The sequence below is a fragment of the Thiothrix caldifontis genome, from assembly GCF_900107695.1.
Taxonomy (GTDB): domain Bacteria; phylum Pseudomonadota; class Gammaproteobacteria; order Thiotrichales; family Thiotrichaceae; genus Thiothrix; species Thiothrix caldifontis.
The window spans coordinates 43,609-58,874 of sequence record NZ_FNQP01000016.1; the positions used below are offsets into that span (position 1 = coordinate 43,609).

General features: G+C 49.6%; 12 protein-coding genes. 9 read left to right on the forward strand and 3 right to left on the reverse strand.

Annotation, left to right across the window (positions count from 1 at the left end; genetic code table 11):
• The first annotated feature begins 3 nt into the window (after positions 1 to 3).
• The 5 genes from BLV87_RS13120 to BLV87_RS13140 all read left to right on the forward strand — a co-directional run bounded on the left by BLV87_RS13120 (position 4) and on the right by BLV87_RS13140 (position 7,250).
• The gene (locus BLV87_RS13120) at positions 4 to 1,155 is read left to right on the forward strand and encodes a homoserine kinase (protein WP_175517940.1); all 1,152 of its coding nucleotides are present in this window, start codon (positions 4 to 6) and stop codon (positions 1,153 to 1,155) included.
• Complete coding sequence (locus tag BLV87_RS13125; RefSeq protein WP_093069379.1) at positions 1,152 to 2,315, forward strand: cation diffusion facilitator family transporter; 1,164 nt, start codon at positions 1,152 to 1,154, stop codon at positions 2,313 to 2,315. Before BLV87_RS13120 ends, BLV87_RS13125 begins: the two co-directional genes overlap by 4 nt.
• A 140-nt stretch (positions 2,316 to 2,455) precedes the next feature.
• Positions 2,456 to 4,630: a glutamine synthetase III family protein gene (locus BLV87_RS13130; RefSeq protein WP_093069380.1), complete on the forward strand. Its 2,175-nt coding sequence runs from the start codon at positions 2,456 to 2,458 to the stop codon at positions 4,628 to 4,630.
• Between the two features lie 129 nt (positions 4,631 to 4,759).
• The gene (gene glnA / locus BLV87_RS13135; RefSeq protein ID WP_093069382.1) at positions 4,760 to 6,169 is read left to right on the forward strand and encodes a glutamate--ammonia ligase; all 1,410 of its coding nucleotides are present in this window, start codon (positions 4,760 to 4,762) and stop codon (positions 6,167 to 6,169) included.
• A 301-nt stretch (positions 6,170 to 6,470) separates the two neighbouring features.
• Positions 6,471 to 7,250 carry a WecB/TagA/CpsF family glycosyltransferase gene (locus BLV87_RS13140; protein ID WP_093069384.1) on the forward strand — a complete coding sequence of 260 codons (780 nt, stop codon included), beginning with the start codon at positions 6,471 to 6,473 and terminating at the stop codon, positions 7,248 to 7,250.
• Positions 7,251 to 7,258: 8 nt separating this feature from the next.
• Here the strand turns inward: BLV87_RS13140 and ntrC are convergent, their stop codons facing one another.
• The 3 genes from ntrC to BLV87_RS19105 form a co-directional block, all read right to left on the reverse strand.
• The gene (gene ntrC, locus BLV87_RS13145; RefSeq protein WP_093069385.1) at positions 7,259 to 8,677 is read right to left on the reverse strand and encodes a nitrogen regulation protein NR(I); all 1,419 of its coding nucleotides are present in this window, start codon (positions 8,675 to 8,677) and stop codon (positions 7,259 to 7,261) included.
• Positions 8,664 to 9,734: a nitrogen regulation protein NR(II) gene (glnL, locus tag BLV87_RS13150; protein ID WP_093069387.1), complete on the reverse strand. Its 1,071-nt coding sequence runs from the start codon at positions 9,732 to 9,734 to the stop codon at positions 8,664 to 8,666. Before glnL ends, ntrC begins: the two co-directional genes overlap by 14 nt.
• Before the next feature lie 142 nt (positions 9,735 to 9,876).
• Complete coding sequence (locus tag BLV87_RS19105) at positions 9,877 to 10,077, reverse strand: hypothetical protein (protein ID WP_139282184.1); 201 nt, start codon at positions 10,075 to 10,077, stop codon at positions 9,877 to 9,879.
• Positions 10,078 to 10,120: 43 nt separating this feature from the next.
• On the opposite strand from BLV87_RS19105, the gene BLV87_RS13155 reads away from it, so the two are divergent.
• From BLV87_RS13155 to BLV87_RS13170, 4 genes are all read left to right on the forward strand, one after another.
• A complete protein-coding gene (locus BLV87_RS13155) occupies positions 10,121 to 10,375 on the forward strand; it encodes a DUF4212 domain-containing protein (RefSeq protein WP_093069389.1) in 255 nt (84 codons plus the stop codon).
• 12 nt (positions 10,376 to 10,387) lie between these two features.
• Positions 10,388 to 12,313: a sodium:solute symporter family protein gene (locus BLV87_RS13160; RefSeq protein ID WP_093069390.1), complete on the forward strand. Its 1,926-nt coding sequence runs from the start codon at positions 10,388 to 10,390 to the stop codon at positions 12,311 to 12,313.
• 96 nt (positions 12,314 to 12,409) lie between these two features.
• Complete coding sequence (gene nhaD, locus BLV87_RS13165) at positions 12,410 to 13,813, forward strand: sodium:proton antiporter NhaD (RefSeq protein WP_093069392.1); 1,404 nt, start codon at positions 12,410 to 12,412, stop codon at positions 13,811 to 13,813.
• Between the two features lie 92 nt (positions 13,814 to 13,905).
• Positions 13,906 to 15,258 (forward strand): dicarboxylate/amino acid:cation symporter, encoded by a 1,353-nt coding sequence (locus BLV87_RS13170; RefSeq protein ID WP_093069394.1) that lies wholly within the window; start codon positions 13,906 to 13,908, stop codon positions 15,256 to 15,258.
• Positions 15,259 to 15,266 lie beyond the last annotated feature (8 nt).

Consider the following 15,266-nt stretch of genomic DNA (forward strand, 5'->3'; position numbering starts at 1 on the left):
TGCATGTCAGTTTATACCCCCGTCAGCCGCTCTGAGTTGGAAACCTTTCTGAATGAATACCCTGTCGGAGCATTGACGGATTATGCGGGTATCAGTGCTGGTGTCGAAAATACCAACTTCTTCGTCACCACGACGCTGGGAGAGTTTGTGCTTACCCTGTTTGAGCATCATACACCGACAGAACTTGGTTACTTTCTGGCATTGATGCGGCACTGGGCAGATGCGGGCATTCCTGTTGCCCGCCCTATACCTAACCATAGCGGACAATTACTCAGCCAACTAAAGGGCAAACCTGCCGCGCTGGTAGTACGCTTAAATGGTCAACACATTGACGAGCCAACGCCTGCGCAATGTGCCGAACTCGGTACATGGCTGGCTCACATGCATATCGCCGGGCAAACGTTCCTACAACAACGCTCCCCAGACCGAGGGCATGAATGGCGAGTACAAACAGCCTCCCGCTTATTACCACGCTTGGATACCGAAAATGCAACCCTGCTACAAGCGGAAATCACTTTTCAACAAACCATCCCGTTTGCACAACTACCCAGCGGAACCGTGCACGCCGATCTATTCCGCGACAATGTATTGTTCCATGACGGACAGGTGAGTGGGATTCTGGATGTGTACTTTGCTTGCTACGATAGCTGGTTATATGACTTAGCCATCGTGATGAATGACTGGTGTTGCCATGCCGATGGCTCATTGGATAACGCACGGGCACTCGCTTGTATTAGCGCTTATCAAAGCGTGCGCCCTTGGGAACCCCTTGAGCAACGTTACTGGCTTGGCTTATTACGTGCTGCTACTTTGCGTTTCTGGCTCTCACGCTTGGATGCAACCTTAAACCCACGGACAGGTGATATGATTTTGCAGAAAGACCCTGCGGAATTTCGCAACAAACTGCTGCACCGTATTGCTGCTGCCTCAGTAAGCGTTGATGCACGACGACTACTTTGCCCATTGCCGGTTATTCGCGTACAGGAAGCCTGTGAAAATCTGCCTGCGGGTGTCAGCATTACCGCCATTTGCACCGATCCTGGTGCTTTGCATGATATTCCTGCATGGGCGCGTATTCACGGGCATACGGTACTTGACACCCGCAGTGAAGGGCGTGAATACACTATCGTGCTACAAACGGGGCAGGCAATATGAGCGGACACCATCACACCTTGGCCGATACGCCCACCGAGGACAACAGCCGCAAAGCCGTCACCCAGCGCGTCGCATTCGTCGGCATGGGCGTGAATCTGTTTCTGGTAATTACGCAAATCATTGGCGGTATCCTCACCCACTCCCAAGCATTGGTTGCCGATGCTATGCACACGCTTTCCGATTTGATCGGCGATGTGGTTGTGCTAGTTGCCGCCCACCATGCAGGCAAAGCCGCCGATGCCAATCACCCTTACGGGCATGGGCGCATCGAAACGCTGGCAACGGTTATTCTCGGTTTATTGCTGGGTGGTGTCGCTGCGGTCATTTTCCTGCAAGCATGGGATCGTTTAACAGGTCATTCACCGTTAATCACACCTGAGCCATGGGCGATGGCTATCGCGGCACTCGCTATTATCGGCAAGGAAGGCTTATACCATTACACCGTGCATATTGCTAAGCGCATCAGCTCGCCAATGCTCAAAGCCAGTGCCTGGCATCACCGCTCGGATGCGATTTCATCTGTCTTAGTACTATTGGCAATTGGTGGAGCACAACTAGGCTACCCTTGGTTGGATTCAGCGGCAGCTATAGTGGTTGCGGCGATGATTTTTTACATGGCAATCCAACTGATTCTGGAAAGTACCAGCGAATTGGTAGATACCGGACTCGACACACAAGAAGTACAAGAGATCCGTGACTTCATCTATACCATCAACGGTGTGGAAAATGTTCACCTATTACGTACCCGCCGCATGGGTGGGCGCGTATTAGCCGATGTGCATTTGCAAGTCGATGGGCGCATCAGCGTATCTGAAGGGCATCATATCGGTGAAACGGTGATGTACCGTCTACGCCGCCAGTTTCCAATTATCAGTGATGTCATTATTCATATTGACCCTGAAGATGACGAGACCGCACACCCTTGCAAAAACCTACCTTCACGGGCGGACTTACTGGTGCAATTGCAAGCACTGCCAGCGGCTACGGCATTACTCCCCAGCATTGACGCCCTCACCTTGCACTACAACGGCGGAAAACTGCAACTGGAAATCGTGTTAACGGAAACCCCCAGTGTTGATGCACTTAACGCCTTTAAACAAGCCAGCACCAGCATCCCGACGATTGAAGAAATTCAATTTTTCACTAAATTAGTGCATTAATATCACTGAAAGCACCAAATTGTCGCATAAGTTCTGCTCTCTTTTTACAAAGGATGGCGTTGTAAGGATTTTTTTCATGGCACAAAAATTGCATTTGAAGCCTATTATTTCTGATTTATCGCATTGAACGAGGTTAATAGATGAGCAGCAACTTAGCACGTACCCAAGCACTTCAAACCATCAGTCAACGCGCCCCGATGGATCTGGGTAAGACTGAACCATTAAGCAAGATTTGGGCATGTGACGTTTTCAATCTGGCACGCATGGAAGAATCACTCTCCAAAAATGCATTTAAGGCCATGAAAAAAACCTTCCAAACCGGCGCACCACTTGACCCTGCGACGGCGGATGTTGTTGCTGCTGCGATGAAAGAATGGGCGATGTCTAAAGGCGCAAAATTTTTCTCGCACATTTTCTACCCGATGACCAATGCCACCGCTGAAAAACATGACGGCTTCATTATCACCAGCCCAGAAGGCAATGCCATCACCGATTTCAGCGGCAGTTTGCTGATCAAAGGTGAGCCGGACGGCTCCTCCTTCCCAAACGGTAGCATCCGTGCCACTAACTCCGCACGCGGTTATACGGCATGGGATCCGACTAGCCCCGCGTACATCATGCACACACCAAACGGCGCGACCCTGATGATTCCGTGCGTGTTTCTGTCGTGGACTGGTGAATCACTCGATAAAAAAATTCCCTTGCTGCGTTCTAATACAGCGATGAACTCCGCTGCACAACGCGTGCTGAAACTAATGGGTGAAACCGACATTGCCACCCTGAACTCAAGCTGTGGTGCAGAACAAGAATACTTCCTTATCGACGAAGCCTACGCAGTTGCCCGCCCTGACATCATGCTATCAGGCCGCACACTGTTCGGCGCTGCACCCGCAAAAGGTCAGCAATTCGATGACCATTACTTCGGTGCAATCCCAGAACGCGTGCAAGTATTTATGCAGGACATCGAAGACAAACTCTACCGCCTCGGTATCCCTGCCAAAACACACCACAATGAAGTAGCACCGGGTCAGTTTGAAATTGCCCCATACTTTGAAGCCGCAAACGTGGCAGCCGATCACCAGCAATTGCTGATGACTGTCATGAAAATGACTGCCAAAAACCACGGTTTCATGTGCCTGCTACACGAAAAGCCGTTCGCTGGAGTGAATGGTTCAGGCAAGCACGTCAACTGGTCTGTCGGTAACAGCACTCAAGGCAATCTGCTTGATCCAGGGCATACCCCTGAAGAAAATCTGCACTTTTTAGCATTCTGCGGCGCGGTTATCCGAGGCGTGCATTTATATGGCCCATTGCTGCGGGCAGTTATTGCCTCGGCTTCTAATGACCACCGTTTAGGTGCAAACGAAGCACCTCCGGCAATTTTATCGGTTTATCTCGGCGACCAACTGGAACAAGTTTTCAACGACATCAAAGCTGGAAAAATCCTCAAAACCGAAAAAGGCGGCAACATGGATTTGGGTCTGTCCCAGATTCTGCACTTCGAGCGTGATCCTGGCGACCGTAACCGTACCTCCCCATTCGCTTTCACTGGCAATCGCTTTGAATTCCGTGCTGTCGGATCTTCCCAATCTGTCTCCGGTCCTTTGGTTGCCATGAACACCATGCTGGCTGACTCCCTAAACTGGATAGCCGACAAGCTGGAAACCGAACTCAGCAGCGGCAAAGATGTTACCTCAGCGACACTGACGGTACTGAAAGTCGTGATGGAACAACACGGTAATGTGGTCTTCGGCGGCAACGGCTACTCCCCAGAATGGCACAAAGCAGCCGTTGCAGAACGCGGCCTGAAAAACCTGCCCACCTCTGCGGATGCACTGCCTGAGCTGTTAAGCCAAGAAGTTTCCGGCTTGTTTGAGCGCACGGGTGTATTGACGCCCACCGAACTGCACAGCCGCTTTGAGGTGTATGCTGAACAATACATCAACAGCATTGATGTAGAAGCCAAGCTGATGGTCAATATGGCGACCACCATGATCTACCCTGCGGCAGTCACTTACCTATCAGAGCTAGCGGCTACTGCTGGCAACTTGCAAGAACTGGGCATCACGCTGGATAACAGTGTTGCAACAAGCGTTGCCACTGAAGCCAATGCACTGATGGTTGCCGTTGGTAAACTGAGTGAAGCCCGTGCGAAACACGACTTCGACAGCATACAAGACCACATGACGTTCCTAGCTGGCACTGTGCGTGGCTTAATGACAGAAGTTCGTGCTCATGCCGACACACTCGAAACGCTGATTGCTGACGAGATTTGGCCATTACCTAAATACAGCGAAATGTTGTTCATTAAGTAATGCCGATTGTAGGGGCGAAAAATAGTTCGCCCCTACATGACCATTTACAGATTATGTGACTCTGCGTACCATGCTGCATCGACCCTAAAACGCCTATTTTTAGTCCTTACAATCATCAGGAGGCCAGTAATGTCTGCACAAGACGTTCTCAACATGATCAAAGACAACGACGCCAAATACGTCGATTTCCGCTTCACCGACACTCGTGGTAAAGAACACCACGTCACTGTTCCAGCCTACACCGTAGAAGAAGACACTTTTACTGAAGGTAAAATGTTCGATGGCTCTTCCATCGCAGGCTGGAAAGGCATCAACGAATCCGACATGATCCTGATGCCAGACCCAGCGACTGCGTTCGTTGATCCGTTTTTCCAAGACGTTACCGTGAACATTTCTTGCGGCATCGTCGACCCTACCACGATGGAAGGCTACGAGCGTGACCCACGCTCTATCGCGATGCGGGCTGAAGCTTACCTGAAGTCCACAGGCATTGCCGATACCGCATTCTTTGGTCCAGAGCCTGAATTCTTCATCTTTGATGATGTGCGCTGGGGTTCTGACATGAGCGGCTCTTTCGTCAAAATCGACTCCCAAGAAGCAGGCTGGAACTCTGAGAAAGTCTACGCTGACGGCAACATGGGGCATCGCCCGACCACCAAAGGCGGCTACTTCCCGGTTCCACCAGTAGACTCTTTCCAAGACATTCGCTCCACTATGTGTAACATTCTGGAAGAAGTTGGCGTTCCGGTTGAAGTACACCACCACGAAGTGGCTACCGCTGGTCAGTGCGAAATCGGCACACGTTTTGCAACCCTGACTACCCGTGCAGATTGGGTGCAACGTCAAAAATACGTCATCCACAATGTTGCGCACCAATACGGCAAAACTGTTACCTTCATGCCTAAGCCTATCGTGGGCGACAACGGTTCCGGGATGCACGTCCACATGTCGTTGGCAAAAGACGGGGTGAACACCTTCGCAGGTGACGGCTATGCGGGTCTGTCTGAAACGGCGCTTTACTATATCGGCGGTGTCATCAAGCACGCCAAAGCACTGAATGCGATTACCAACCCTGGCACCAACTCTTACAAGCGTTTGGTTCCAGGCTTTGAAGCACCCGTTATGTTGGCATACTCTGCACGTAACCGCTCTGCGTCTATCCGTATCCCGTTCGTGGCAAGCCCTAAAGGCCGCCGTATCGAAGTGCGCTTCCCTGACCCGTCTGCTAACCCCTACCTGGCATTCGCTGCCCTGATGATGGCAGGCTTGGATGGTATCAAGAATAAGATTCACCCCGGCGAAGCGATGGATAAAGACCTGTATGACCTGCCGCCAGAAGAAGACAAACTCATCCCACGGGTTTGCCACTCTTTGGATATGGCGCTGGATGCACTCGACAAAGACCGTGAATTCCTGACCGCAGGTGGTGTCTTCAGCAACGACATGATCGACGCTTACATCGACCTGAAAATGGAAGAAGTCACGCGCTTCCGCATGACCACGCATCCGGTTGAGTTTGATATGTACTACTCACTGTAAGTGTTCTTTTAGGCTCGTGAAAAGAATGCCCCGTTAAGGGGCATTCTTTTCTGTGTCAACTACCAATAATAATCATTTATTGAAAATACTTAAATCAAAATAATGAATAATTTATTGATGAGGATCACACAATTCTGAGCATAAATTACTGTAGACTTAATCATCGAATTGTTATTGCTCACTACACCCTCTCAAAGAGAAGTTAAGTGTAAAATAGCAACTAGTGGCTTAAAACATATAATGACGCAGGATGCGCGGCTGTTAAGGGTTATTGTTTTTAGTTCAAGGTGAGGAATAGTAGATGGAGGCTGTTAATTTTTGCGGCATCAATTTTAGTTGTTTAGAACAAGAGCAACTATTCAGGGAAGATGACGAGACACGTTTTGTTGTCACAGTAAATGCTGAGTTTATTGTGAAGGCGAATCACAACCCTACTTTTCTAAACATTATCAATGATAACTACGCCACGTTTGATGGTCAGATTCCGTATTTTTTTGCACGCTTGCTGAACTCACAGCAGCATTTTGACAAGATCAGTGGTTCTGATCTTATTTATGATGCCTGCGCAAACGCGCAAAAAAATAACAAAAGCATTTTTTTACTAGGCGGCGAAACCAAAGCGAATAAGCTATCAGTAGAAAAAATTAGGGCAACCTATGGCTTACGGGTAGATGGATATTCCCCTCCCTACGAAAACTACCCATTTAGCGCAAAAAACAGCCAAGAGATTCTTAATAAAATTACCGAATTCAAACCTGATTTTTTATTTGTTGCCTTCGGTGCTATCAAACAAGAATATTGGATCCATGACCATCTCGATTTTCTCAAACAACATAAAGTACGTTTGGTGGTTGGTTGCGGCGGTACCTTTGACTTTGTTTCAGGCCAAGTCAAACGTGCACCGCGTTTCATGCAAAAAGCTGGATTTGAAGGTGTCTGGCGTCTATTAGCAGAACCACGTCTATTTCGGCTGCGGTTTCGACGACTCTTAGAAAGTACCCGATTCTTTGGTGTACTGTATAACCACCATCTTGCACTAGGCGGACGTCACAACGGACTCATCCGCAAAAATCGCTTCTAAAAATAGCGTTACACATCTTCCACTTCGAGTTCCTTGAGCTTACGGGTGAGGGTATTACGCCCCCACCCCAATAAATCAGCCGCCTCAATCTTACGACCACCGGTTTTTTTCAAGGCTGCTTGCAGCAAAATGCGCTCAAAAATGGGGTTTAGCTCTGTTAGCAAGTTCATGTCGCCTTTATTGAGTTTGTAATCGGCAAACTGTGCTAACGCTTTTTCCCAGTTATCCGGGATTTCGGTTTTGCCGGGGTCACTATCCAGTAACTCAGCAGGCAAATCATCCATCACGATTTCACGCCCGGAAGCCATGACAGTGAGCCAACGGCAGGTATTTTCCAACTGGCGCACGTTTCCAGGCCAGGGTAAGGTTTGCAAGTGCTCCGTCACCCGGCTTGACAGTGTTTTCGATTCCACTTGTAACTCTTCCGCCGCACGGTGTAAGAAATGATTGAGCAGCAACGGAATATCTTCACGCCGCTCCCGCAACGGTGGATTGTGGATACGGATCACGTTCAGACGATGGAACAAGTCTTCACGGAACTGCCCTTTGTGCACCAACTCCTCTAAATTTTGGTGCGTCGCTGCAATGATGCGCACATCCACCTTCACCGGGGTATGCCCACCCACACGGTAGAACGTACCTTCCGCTAACACCCGCAATAAGCGCGTTTGCAATTCGGCAGGCATATCACCGATTTCATCCAAAAACAGTGCGCCACCGTCAGCTTGCTCGAAACGTCCCTTGCGTTGTGCGTATGCCCCCGTAAATGCACCTTTTTCGTGCCCGAATAATTCTGACTCCAATAATTCACGCGGAATCGCGGCGGTATTGAGTGCAATAAATGGCTTACTCGAACGCGGGCTATGTGTATGCAAGGCTTTAGCAACCAATTCCTTCCCTGTACCCGACTCGCCCGTAATGAGTGCTGTGATACTGGATTTGGACAGTCGGCCAATCGCCCTAAACACCTCCTGCATTGCGGGTGCATGACCAATAATATCGCGCCCACCGAGCAATTCTAAGACCTGATCAGGCGCTTTTTCACCCTCACGTTCACGGCGCATTTTGCAAGCACGGCGTACCAGCTCCAAGGCTTCATTGACATCGAACGGTTTGGGCAAGTATTCAAACGCCCCCCCCTGATACGCGGATACCGCACTTTCCAAATCGGAGTGTGCTGTCATAATAATGACCGGGATCGATGGGTATTCACGCTGCATCCGTTCCAACAAAATTAAGCCATCTGTGCCTGGCATTCTAATGTCGGTCATCAAAGCATCCGGTTGCTCACTACGCAGGGCAGCAATGACCTGATCCGCTGTTTCAAAACTGCGTGCTGCAATGCCTGCTTTTTGTAATGTCCGTTCCAACACCCAACGGATCGAACGGTCGTCATCAGCAACCCAGACATTTTCAGTGTGCGGCATGGTCTTCCTCCAACGGGATCAGAATAGAAAAACAGGTATGTCCCGGAACGGACTCACAATGAATCAAACCGTTATGACGGCGCATCAGTGTTTGGGCAATCGCCAACCCCAAACCACTACCTTCAGGATGCCCACTTACCATTGGCAAGAATAACTTATCCTGCAAATGTTCCGGCACCCCTGGACCGTTATCACAAATTTCGACTTTCAGTACATGGCGATAACGTGTTTGCTGGATCGTAAATTGTCGCAGAATGCGAGTACGCAACATGATCAGACCACTGCCTGCTAACACGCGAGTTGCATTATTGACAATATTCAATACCACTTGTACGAGCTGGTTACGGTCGCCCTGAAACTCAGGCAGACTAGGATCGTAGTCACGTATAAACTGCACATCAGCAGGTACTTCTGCACTCACCAAATGGCGTACATGCTCTAACACCTCATGAATATTAACGCTTTCCGGGTGAGGCAAGCGACTTGGCCCTAACATGCCATCCACCAAATGTTTCAAACGATCCGCTTCGGAAATAATAATCTGGGTGTATTCTTTCAGTTCTGGGTTATCCAGCTCACTTTCCAACAGTTGCGCCGCCCCACGCAAGCCACCCAGTGGGTTTTTAATTTCATGCGCGATACCGCGTACCAACTCATGCACCGCTTTTTGTTGGTGGATCACTTGCTCTTCACGCACAATGCGCAGTTTGCGATCAATACGATGCACTTCCAATAGCAGGTGATTTTTCCAGTCACGTAACGTAATGGGGGTGATCACACAGTCAATAGTGATTGCTTCACCTGTTGCCAGCTCAATGATGCATTCACGAATGGATTGTGGGTCACTTAAACTCAAGGCCAGCTCTAAGTGCTCTAAGACTTCTTTGCTGCGCAACAATAATGCTACCGGCTCCCCCACTGCACGCTGTTGGCTTTGCCCAAATAATATTTCAGCCGACTGATTCATGTACACAACAGCAAGCCCTGCATCAAGCACCACAATGGAGCATGTCAGGGTATCCAGCAGATCACTTTTCTTCAGACTTGTATTATCCATAATGAAACCAATGCAAATTCAATGCCATGTAAATTTATCTATTTATTTCAATTAATTATATATGACATAGGGTTCACCACACATACACCAACAACGATAATGCACCAAAATAATGCATTCAGTTTTAACCGTTAAGTGCACGTCATAGCTGCTTTGTAGGTATAAATGCAACAACCTGACCCAACACTTGCACATCACGCAAATCTTCAGATTGTCGACAATAACAAAGTAAAGCACCGCAAAATATGCCGCTCACCCCCCAAAACACCGCACAAGAATCTACAAAATGTTGTGCAATCACCAAAAATCTTTGTTTTGTGATTGCTTGATGATTTGCATTCACGCTAAACTCTTCGCGTTTGTACAACAACGGAGGAGTCTTATATATGTTGGATAGATCTGCAAAGGCATATTGGGCAGCGAACGTTCGCTTGCTTTCTATTTGCCTTGTTATTTGGTTCGTGGTGTCGTTTGGCTTTGGTATTTTGTTGCTTGATCAACTCAATACCATCCAACTTGGCGGTTATAAACTTGGCTTCTGGTTCGCCCAGCAAGGTTCAATTTACGTATTCGTGGCTTTGATTTTCTTCTATGCATGGCGCATGGGGCAGATCGACCGCAAATTTGATGTTCACGAATAAGGGGAGAAATACATGACTGAACTTCAAATCTGGACTTATGCCCTCGTCGGCTTGAGCTTTGCCCTGTACTTCGGTATTGCATGGTGGGCGCGTGCTGGCTCTACCAGTGACTTCTACGTAGCGGGTGGTGGTATCGGCCCTATCCAAAACGGTATGGCGACAGCAGCGGACTGGATGTCAGCGGCTTCCTTCATCTCGATGGCGGGTATCATTGCTTTCAAAGGCTATGACGCTTCGGCTTACCTGATGGGTTGGACGGGTGGTTACGTACTGATGGCGATGCTGTTAGCACCGTATCTGCGTAAATTCGGTAAATTTACCGTACCTGAGTTCGTTGGCGACCGTTACTACTCCAAGACGGCGCGTATCGTGGCGGTTATCTGCTTGATCGTTATCTCCCTGACGTATGTAATCGGTCAGATGAAAGGCGTAGGCGTTACTTTCTCTCGCTTCCTGGGTGTTTCCATGGAAATGGGTCTGGTTGTCGGTATGATTATCGTGTTCTTCTATGCTGCTTTCGGCGGTATGAAAGGCATTACCTACACCCAAATTGCGCAATACGTTGTTTTGATCTTGGCTTACACCATTCCTGCCATCTTCATCTCCCTTAACCTGACTGGCAACCCCATCCCACAACTGGGCTTAGGCTCGACAATGGCGGATGGCAGTGGCATTTTCATGTTGGATAAACTGGATCAAGTCGTCACTGACCTAGGCTTTAAGGCATATACCACCCAAAACGACACTACCATCAACGTCTTCATGTTAACCATGACGCTAATGATCGGTACTGCGGGTCTGCCACACGTTATTATCCGTTTCTTCACGGTAGCCACTGTTAAGGATGCACGTTCTTCTGCGGGTTGGGCATTGATCTTCATCGCGTTGTTGTACACCACGGCTCCGGCAGTCGGTGCAATGGCACGTTTGAACTTGGTGAACACCATCCAAACCGGTGAAATCGGTGCGGCTGATAGCAACTTGGCAATGGATGCACGTCCACAATGGATGGCAAACTGGGAAAAAACCGGCTTAATCTCATTCCAAGACAAGAACGGCGACGGCAAAATCCAGTACTACAACGATGGCGCATTAAGCAAAGCACAAGCTGACTTGGGCGCTGCTGAGAAAGCGTTGAAAGAAGCACAGGACAAAGCCGGTGATACCGCAGCCGCTCAAGCTAAGGTTGACGCTGCTAAGACTGCCGCTGACGAAGCCATGACCAAGTACATGACGGACGAGAAAACCAAAAAGTTTGCTGATCTCGGTTGGAAAGGTAACGAAGTCACTAAGGTCGACAATGACATCATGGTACTGGCTAACCCAGAAATTGCTAACCTGCCTAACTGGGTTATCGCTCTGGTAGCAGCCGGTGGTATCGCAGCGGCACTGTCTACAGCAGCAGGCTTGTTGTTGGCTATCGCATCTTCCGTTTCTCATGACTTGATGAAAGGTATTTTCATGCCTAACATCTCTGAAAAGACCGAATTGATGGCATCACGGGTTGCGATCACTGTCGCTATCATCTTGGCGGGCTACATGGGGATGAATCCACCGGGCTTTGCGGCAGAGGTGGTGGCTTTGGCGTTTGGTTTGGCGGCATCCTCCATCTTCCCTGTGTTGATGATGGGTATCTTCTCTAAGCGCATGAACACCGCAGGTGCTATCTCCGGGATGTTGGCGGGTATCGGCTTGACCCTGTTGTACATCTTCTGGTTCAAAGGCTGGTTCTTCATCAAAGGTACAGAAATGGCACCTAACGTTGCAGCTAACTGGTTCTTGGGTATCTCCCCTGAAGCGTTTGGTACAGTCGGTGCGATTGCGAACTTCGTGGTTGCGTTTGTTGTTTCTCGCTTCACGCCAGCGCCACCAGAGCATATTCAACACTTGGTTGAAGACGTTCGCGTACCACGTGGTGCGGGTGCTGCTACTCACTAAACCGACTCTCCACTCGGTTTGAGAAAAGGCTCCTTCGGGAGCCTTTTTTTATGACATAATCGTGCTGTTATGCAGCAAAAAAGGTGTGATCAATACATGAAATCGACGTTCCCGTTAGCCTGTTTTACCGGACTTATGACGTTATTACTGCCCGCCCTCAGTTTCGCCAGTGGCAGCGGTGGCACTGAGGTTGTTAATCTGACTGCCACCGCGTTGGGTTTGACCGCCTTAATTTTGTTCATTTTTGCGTATGGTTTGGTGATTGGTGAAGAACACCTGCACATGCGCAAATCCAAACCCGTGATTGTCGCGGCAGGCATTATCTGGGTACTGGTTGCGATTGCGTATACCAGCGCAGGCAGACAGGAACAGATGAGTGAAATTCTCAATCACAACCTGCTGGAATACGGGCAGTTGTTCCTGTTCCTGCTTGCCGCCATGACCTTCATCAATACCTTGGAAGAGCGCAATATGTTTGCGGCGTTACGGTCTTGGTTGGTGTCCAGAGGCTTTTCGCTGTACTGGATTTTCTGGATCACCGGGCTGATGGCATTCTTTATTTCACCCATCGCCGATAATTTAACAACGGCGCTGTTGATGGCGGCAGTACTGATGGCTGTCGCTGCCGACAAGCCCGCCTTTGTTGCCATGGGCTGTATCAATATCGTGGTGGCTGCCAATGCAGGCGGCGCATGGAGTCCGTTTGGTGACATTACCACCTTAATGGTGTGGCAAGCAGGTATTGTGAAATTCCAAGAATTTTTTGCTTTATTCGTTCCCTCAGTGCTTAACTGGCTCGTGCCTGCTTTCATCATGTCGTTTTTCATTGAAAAAGGAAAACCGGCGGCGATGAAGGATGTGGTGACCATCAAACGCGGCGGTTTCGTGGTGCTGGGTTTGTTTATTGCCACCATTGCTACAGCGGTCATGTTCCATAACTCACTGCACCTGCCCCCTGTGTTAGGCATGATGACCGGGCTTGGGGTACTGCAAGTGTTTGGCTGGTATTTGAAAATGTCTGACCACGACCCTAGCAATGACAATGAAGAAGGTGTCGGGCGTTTCGATATTTACAACCAATTGCAACGTTCGGAATGGGACACACTGATGTTCTTCTACGGCGTTATCTTGTGCGTCGGCGGGTTGGGAGCATTTGGCTACCTCGCACTGGTTTCCGAAGTGCTGTACACCGACATGGGGGCGACTTGGGCAAACGTTATGATCGGCTTGCTATCAGCAGTGGTCGATAATATTCCGGTCATGTTTGCAGTCATTACCATGCACCCAGAAATGTCGCACGGGCAATGGTTGTTGGTGACGCTGACAGCGGGCGTGGGTGGTTCGTTGTTGTCTATCGGTTCAGCCGCTGGGGTCGCGCTGATGGGGCAAGCACGCGGGATTTACACGTTTATGTCACACCTGAAATGGACGTGGGCGGTGGCTCTCGGTTATGTCATTAGCATTTGGATCCATCTATGGATTAATGCCGCAGTGATGTGATGCTAGAGTCTACGTAAGCAAGATTACGGATAAACCGGCATACTGCTATGTGCTAACCTCCAAGATTCTACACCATCAGCGAGAATGCACGAATGCCCAAGACCAAACCATCACTTACTGCCCAAGTCGTCATTGCCATGTTGCTTGGCATTGCCGTCGGCTTACTCCTCAATGTCAGCGGGTTAAATACCGCTGGCAGTTTTGTGAATGAATACATCGTCAATGGTTTATTCAAAGCTGTCGGCACATTGTTCATCAATGCGCTGAAAATGCTGGTTGTACCGCTGGTATTGTTCTCACTGATTTGCGGCGTTTGCGGCATTGGCAACCTCAGCACCTTGGGGCGCGTCGGGGCGAAATCCTTCGGTTTGTATTTATTCACCACCGCGATAGCCGTCGCCACTGCCGTCATTTTCGCGCTGACCGCAGGCATTGGGCAAGGGATGCAAGCCAGTACCGATGCTGCTTTCACCGGTAGAGAAGCCCCGCCACTGCTGGACGTCTTCACCAACATCATCCCCACCAACCCGATTAATGCAATGGCAAACGGCGAAATGTTGCAGGTGATTTTCTTCGCGATTCTCGCCGGAATCAGCATCCTCATGGTCGGCAAAAAAGCCAAACCCCTGATTGAAGGCGCGGAACTCGCCAACGAAGTCATGATGAAAATGGTCAGCATTGTGATGGCAGCCGCCCCCTACGCCGTGTTCGCGCTGATTGCCAAAGCAATGGCGGAACTGGGTTTTGAATTACTCAGCGTCCTTATTGGTTACGTGCTGGTGTTGGTCGCCGCACTCATGTTCCACCTGTTCGGCACACTGATGCTATTGTTGAAAGTACTTACGGGGCTTAACCCACTGCGCTTTATCAGCAAGATGCGTAATGTACAGGTCTTCGCTTTTAGCACTGCCAGTTCCAACGCCACCATTCCTGTCACCTTGCGTACTGTCACCGAACGCTTGGGGGTCAACAATTCCGTTGCTTCGTTCACCGTGCCGTTTGGCGCGACCATCAATATGGATGGCACGGCGATTATGCAAGGCGTGGCAACCGTGTTTATTGCGCATGTCTACGGTATTGACCTGAGTGTCAGCGATTACCTCGTGGTGATTGCCATGGCAGTATTGGCTTCGATTGGCACGGCAGGTGTGCCGGGCGTGGGGCTGATTATGCTGTCAATGGTGTTTGTGCAAGTCGGCTTGCCGGTAGAAGGTATCGGCTTGATTCTGGGCGTTGACCGCTTGCTGGATATGATTCGCACCGCTGTGAATGTGTCGGGCGATGCCACCGTATCGGTGATTGTGGCGAAAAGCGAAGGCAAGTTAGATACCAGCGTTTACAACGACCCAATGGCGGGCGTTACCACGAGTGACATTGTGCTGGATGCAGCCACCGAGCGTGAATTGGCGGAAGTGGTGGCAAGCACGCACGCCCGCAAGGATTAGCAATCTCA

Bases quoted from the DNA above. Each gene is read 5' to 3' on its own strand.
- BLV87_RS13160 (WP_093069390.1), top strand. From the start codon at position 10,388: ATGACTGAACTTCAAATCTGGACTTATGCCCTCGTCGGCTTGAGCTTT.
- BLV87_RS13130 (WP_093069380.1), top strand. From the start codon at position 2,456: ATGAGCAGCAACTTAGCACGTACCCAAGCACTTCAAACCATCAGTCAA.
- glnL (WP_093069387.1), bottom strand. From the start codon at position 9,734: ATGGATAATACAAGTCTGAAGAAAAGTGATCTGCTGGATACCCTGACA.
- nhaD (WP_093069392.1), top strand. From the start codon at position 12,410: ATGAAATCGACGTTCCCGTTAGCCTGTTTTACCGGACTTATGACGTTA.
- BLV87_RS13140 (WP_093069384.1), top strand. From the start codon at position 6,471: ATGGAGGCTGTTAATTTTTGCGGCATCAATTTTAGTTGTTTAGAACAA.
- BLV87_RS13170 (WP_093069394.1), top strand. From the start codon at position 13,906: ATGCCCAAGACCAAACCATCACTTACTGCCCAAGTCGTCATTGCCATG.
- BLV87_RS13120 (WP_175517940.1), top strand. From the start codon at position 4: ATGTCAGTTTATACCCCCGTCAGCCGCTCTGAGTTGGAAACCTTTCTG.
- glnA (WP_093069382.1), top strand. From the start codon at position 4,760: ATGTCTGCACAAGACGTTCTCAACATGATCAAAGACAACGACGCCAAA.
- BLV87_RS13155 (WP_093069389.1), top strand. From the start codon at position 10,121: ATGTTGGATAGATCTGCAAAGGCATATTGGGCAGCGAACGTTCGCTTG.
- ntrC (WP_093069385.1), bottom strand. From the start codon at position 8,677: ATGCCGCACACTGAAAATGTCTGGGTTGCTGATGACGACCGTTCGATC.
- BLV87_RS13125 (WP_093069379.1), top strand. From the start codon at position 1,152: ATGAGCGGACACCATCACACCTTGGCCGATACGCCCACCGAGGACAAC.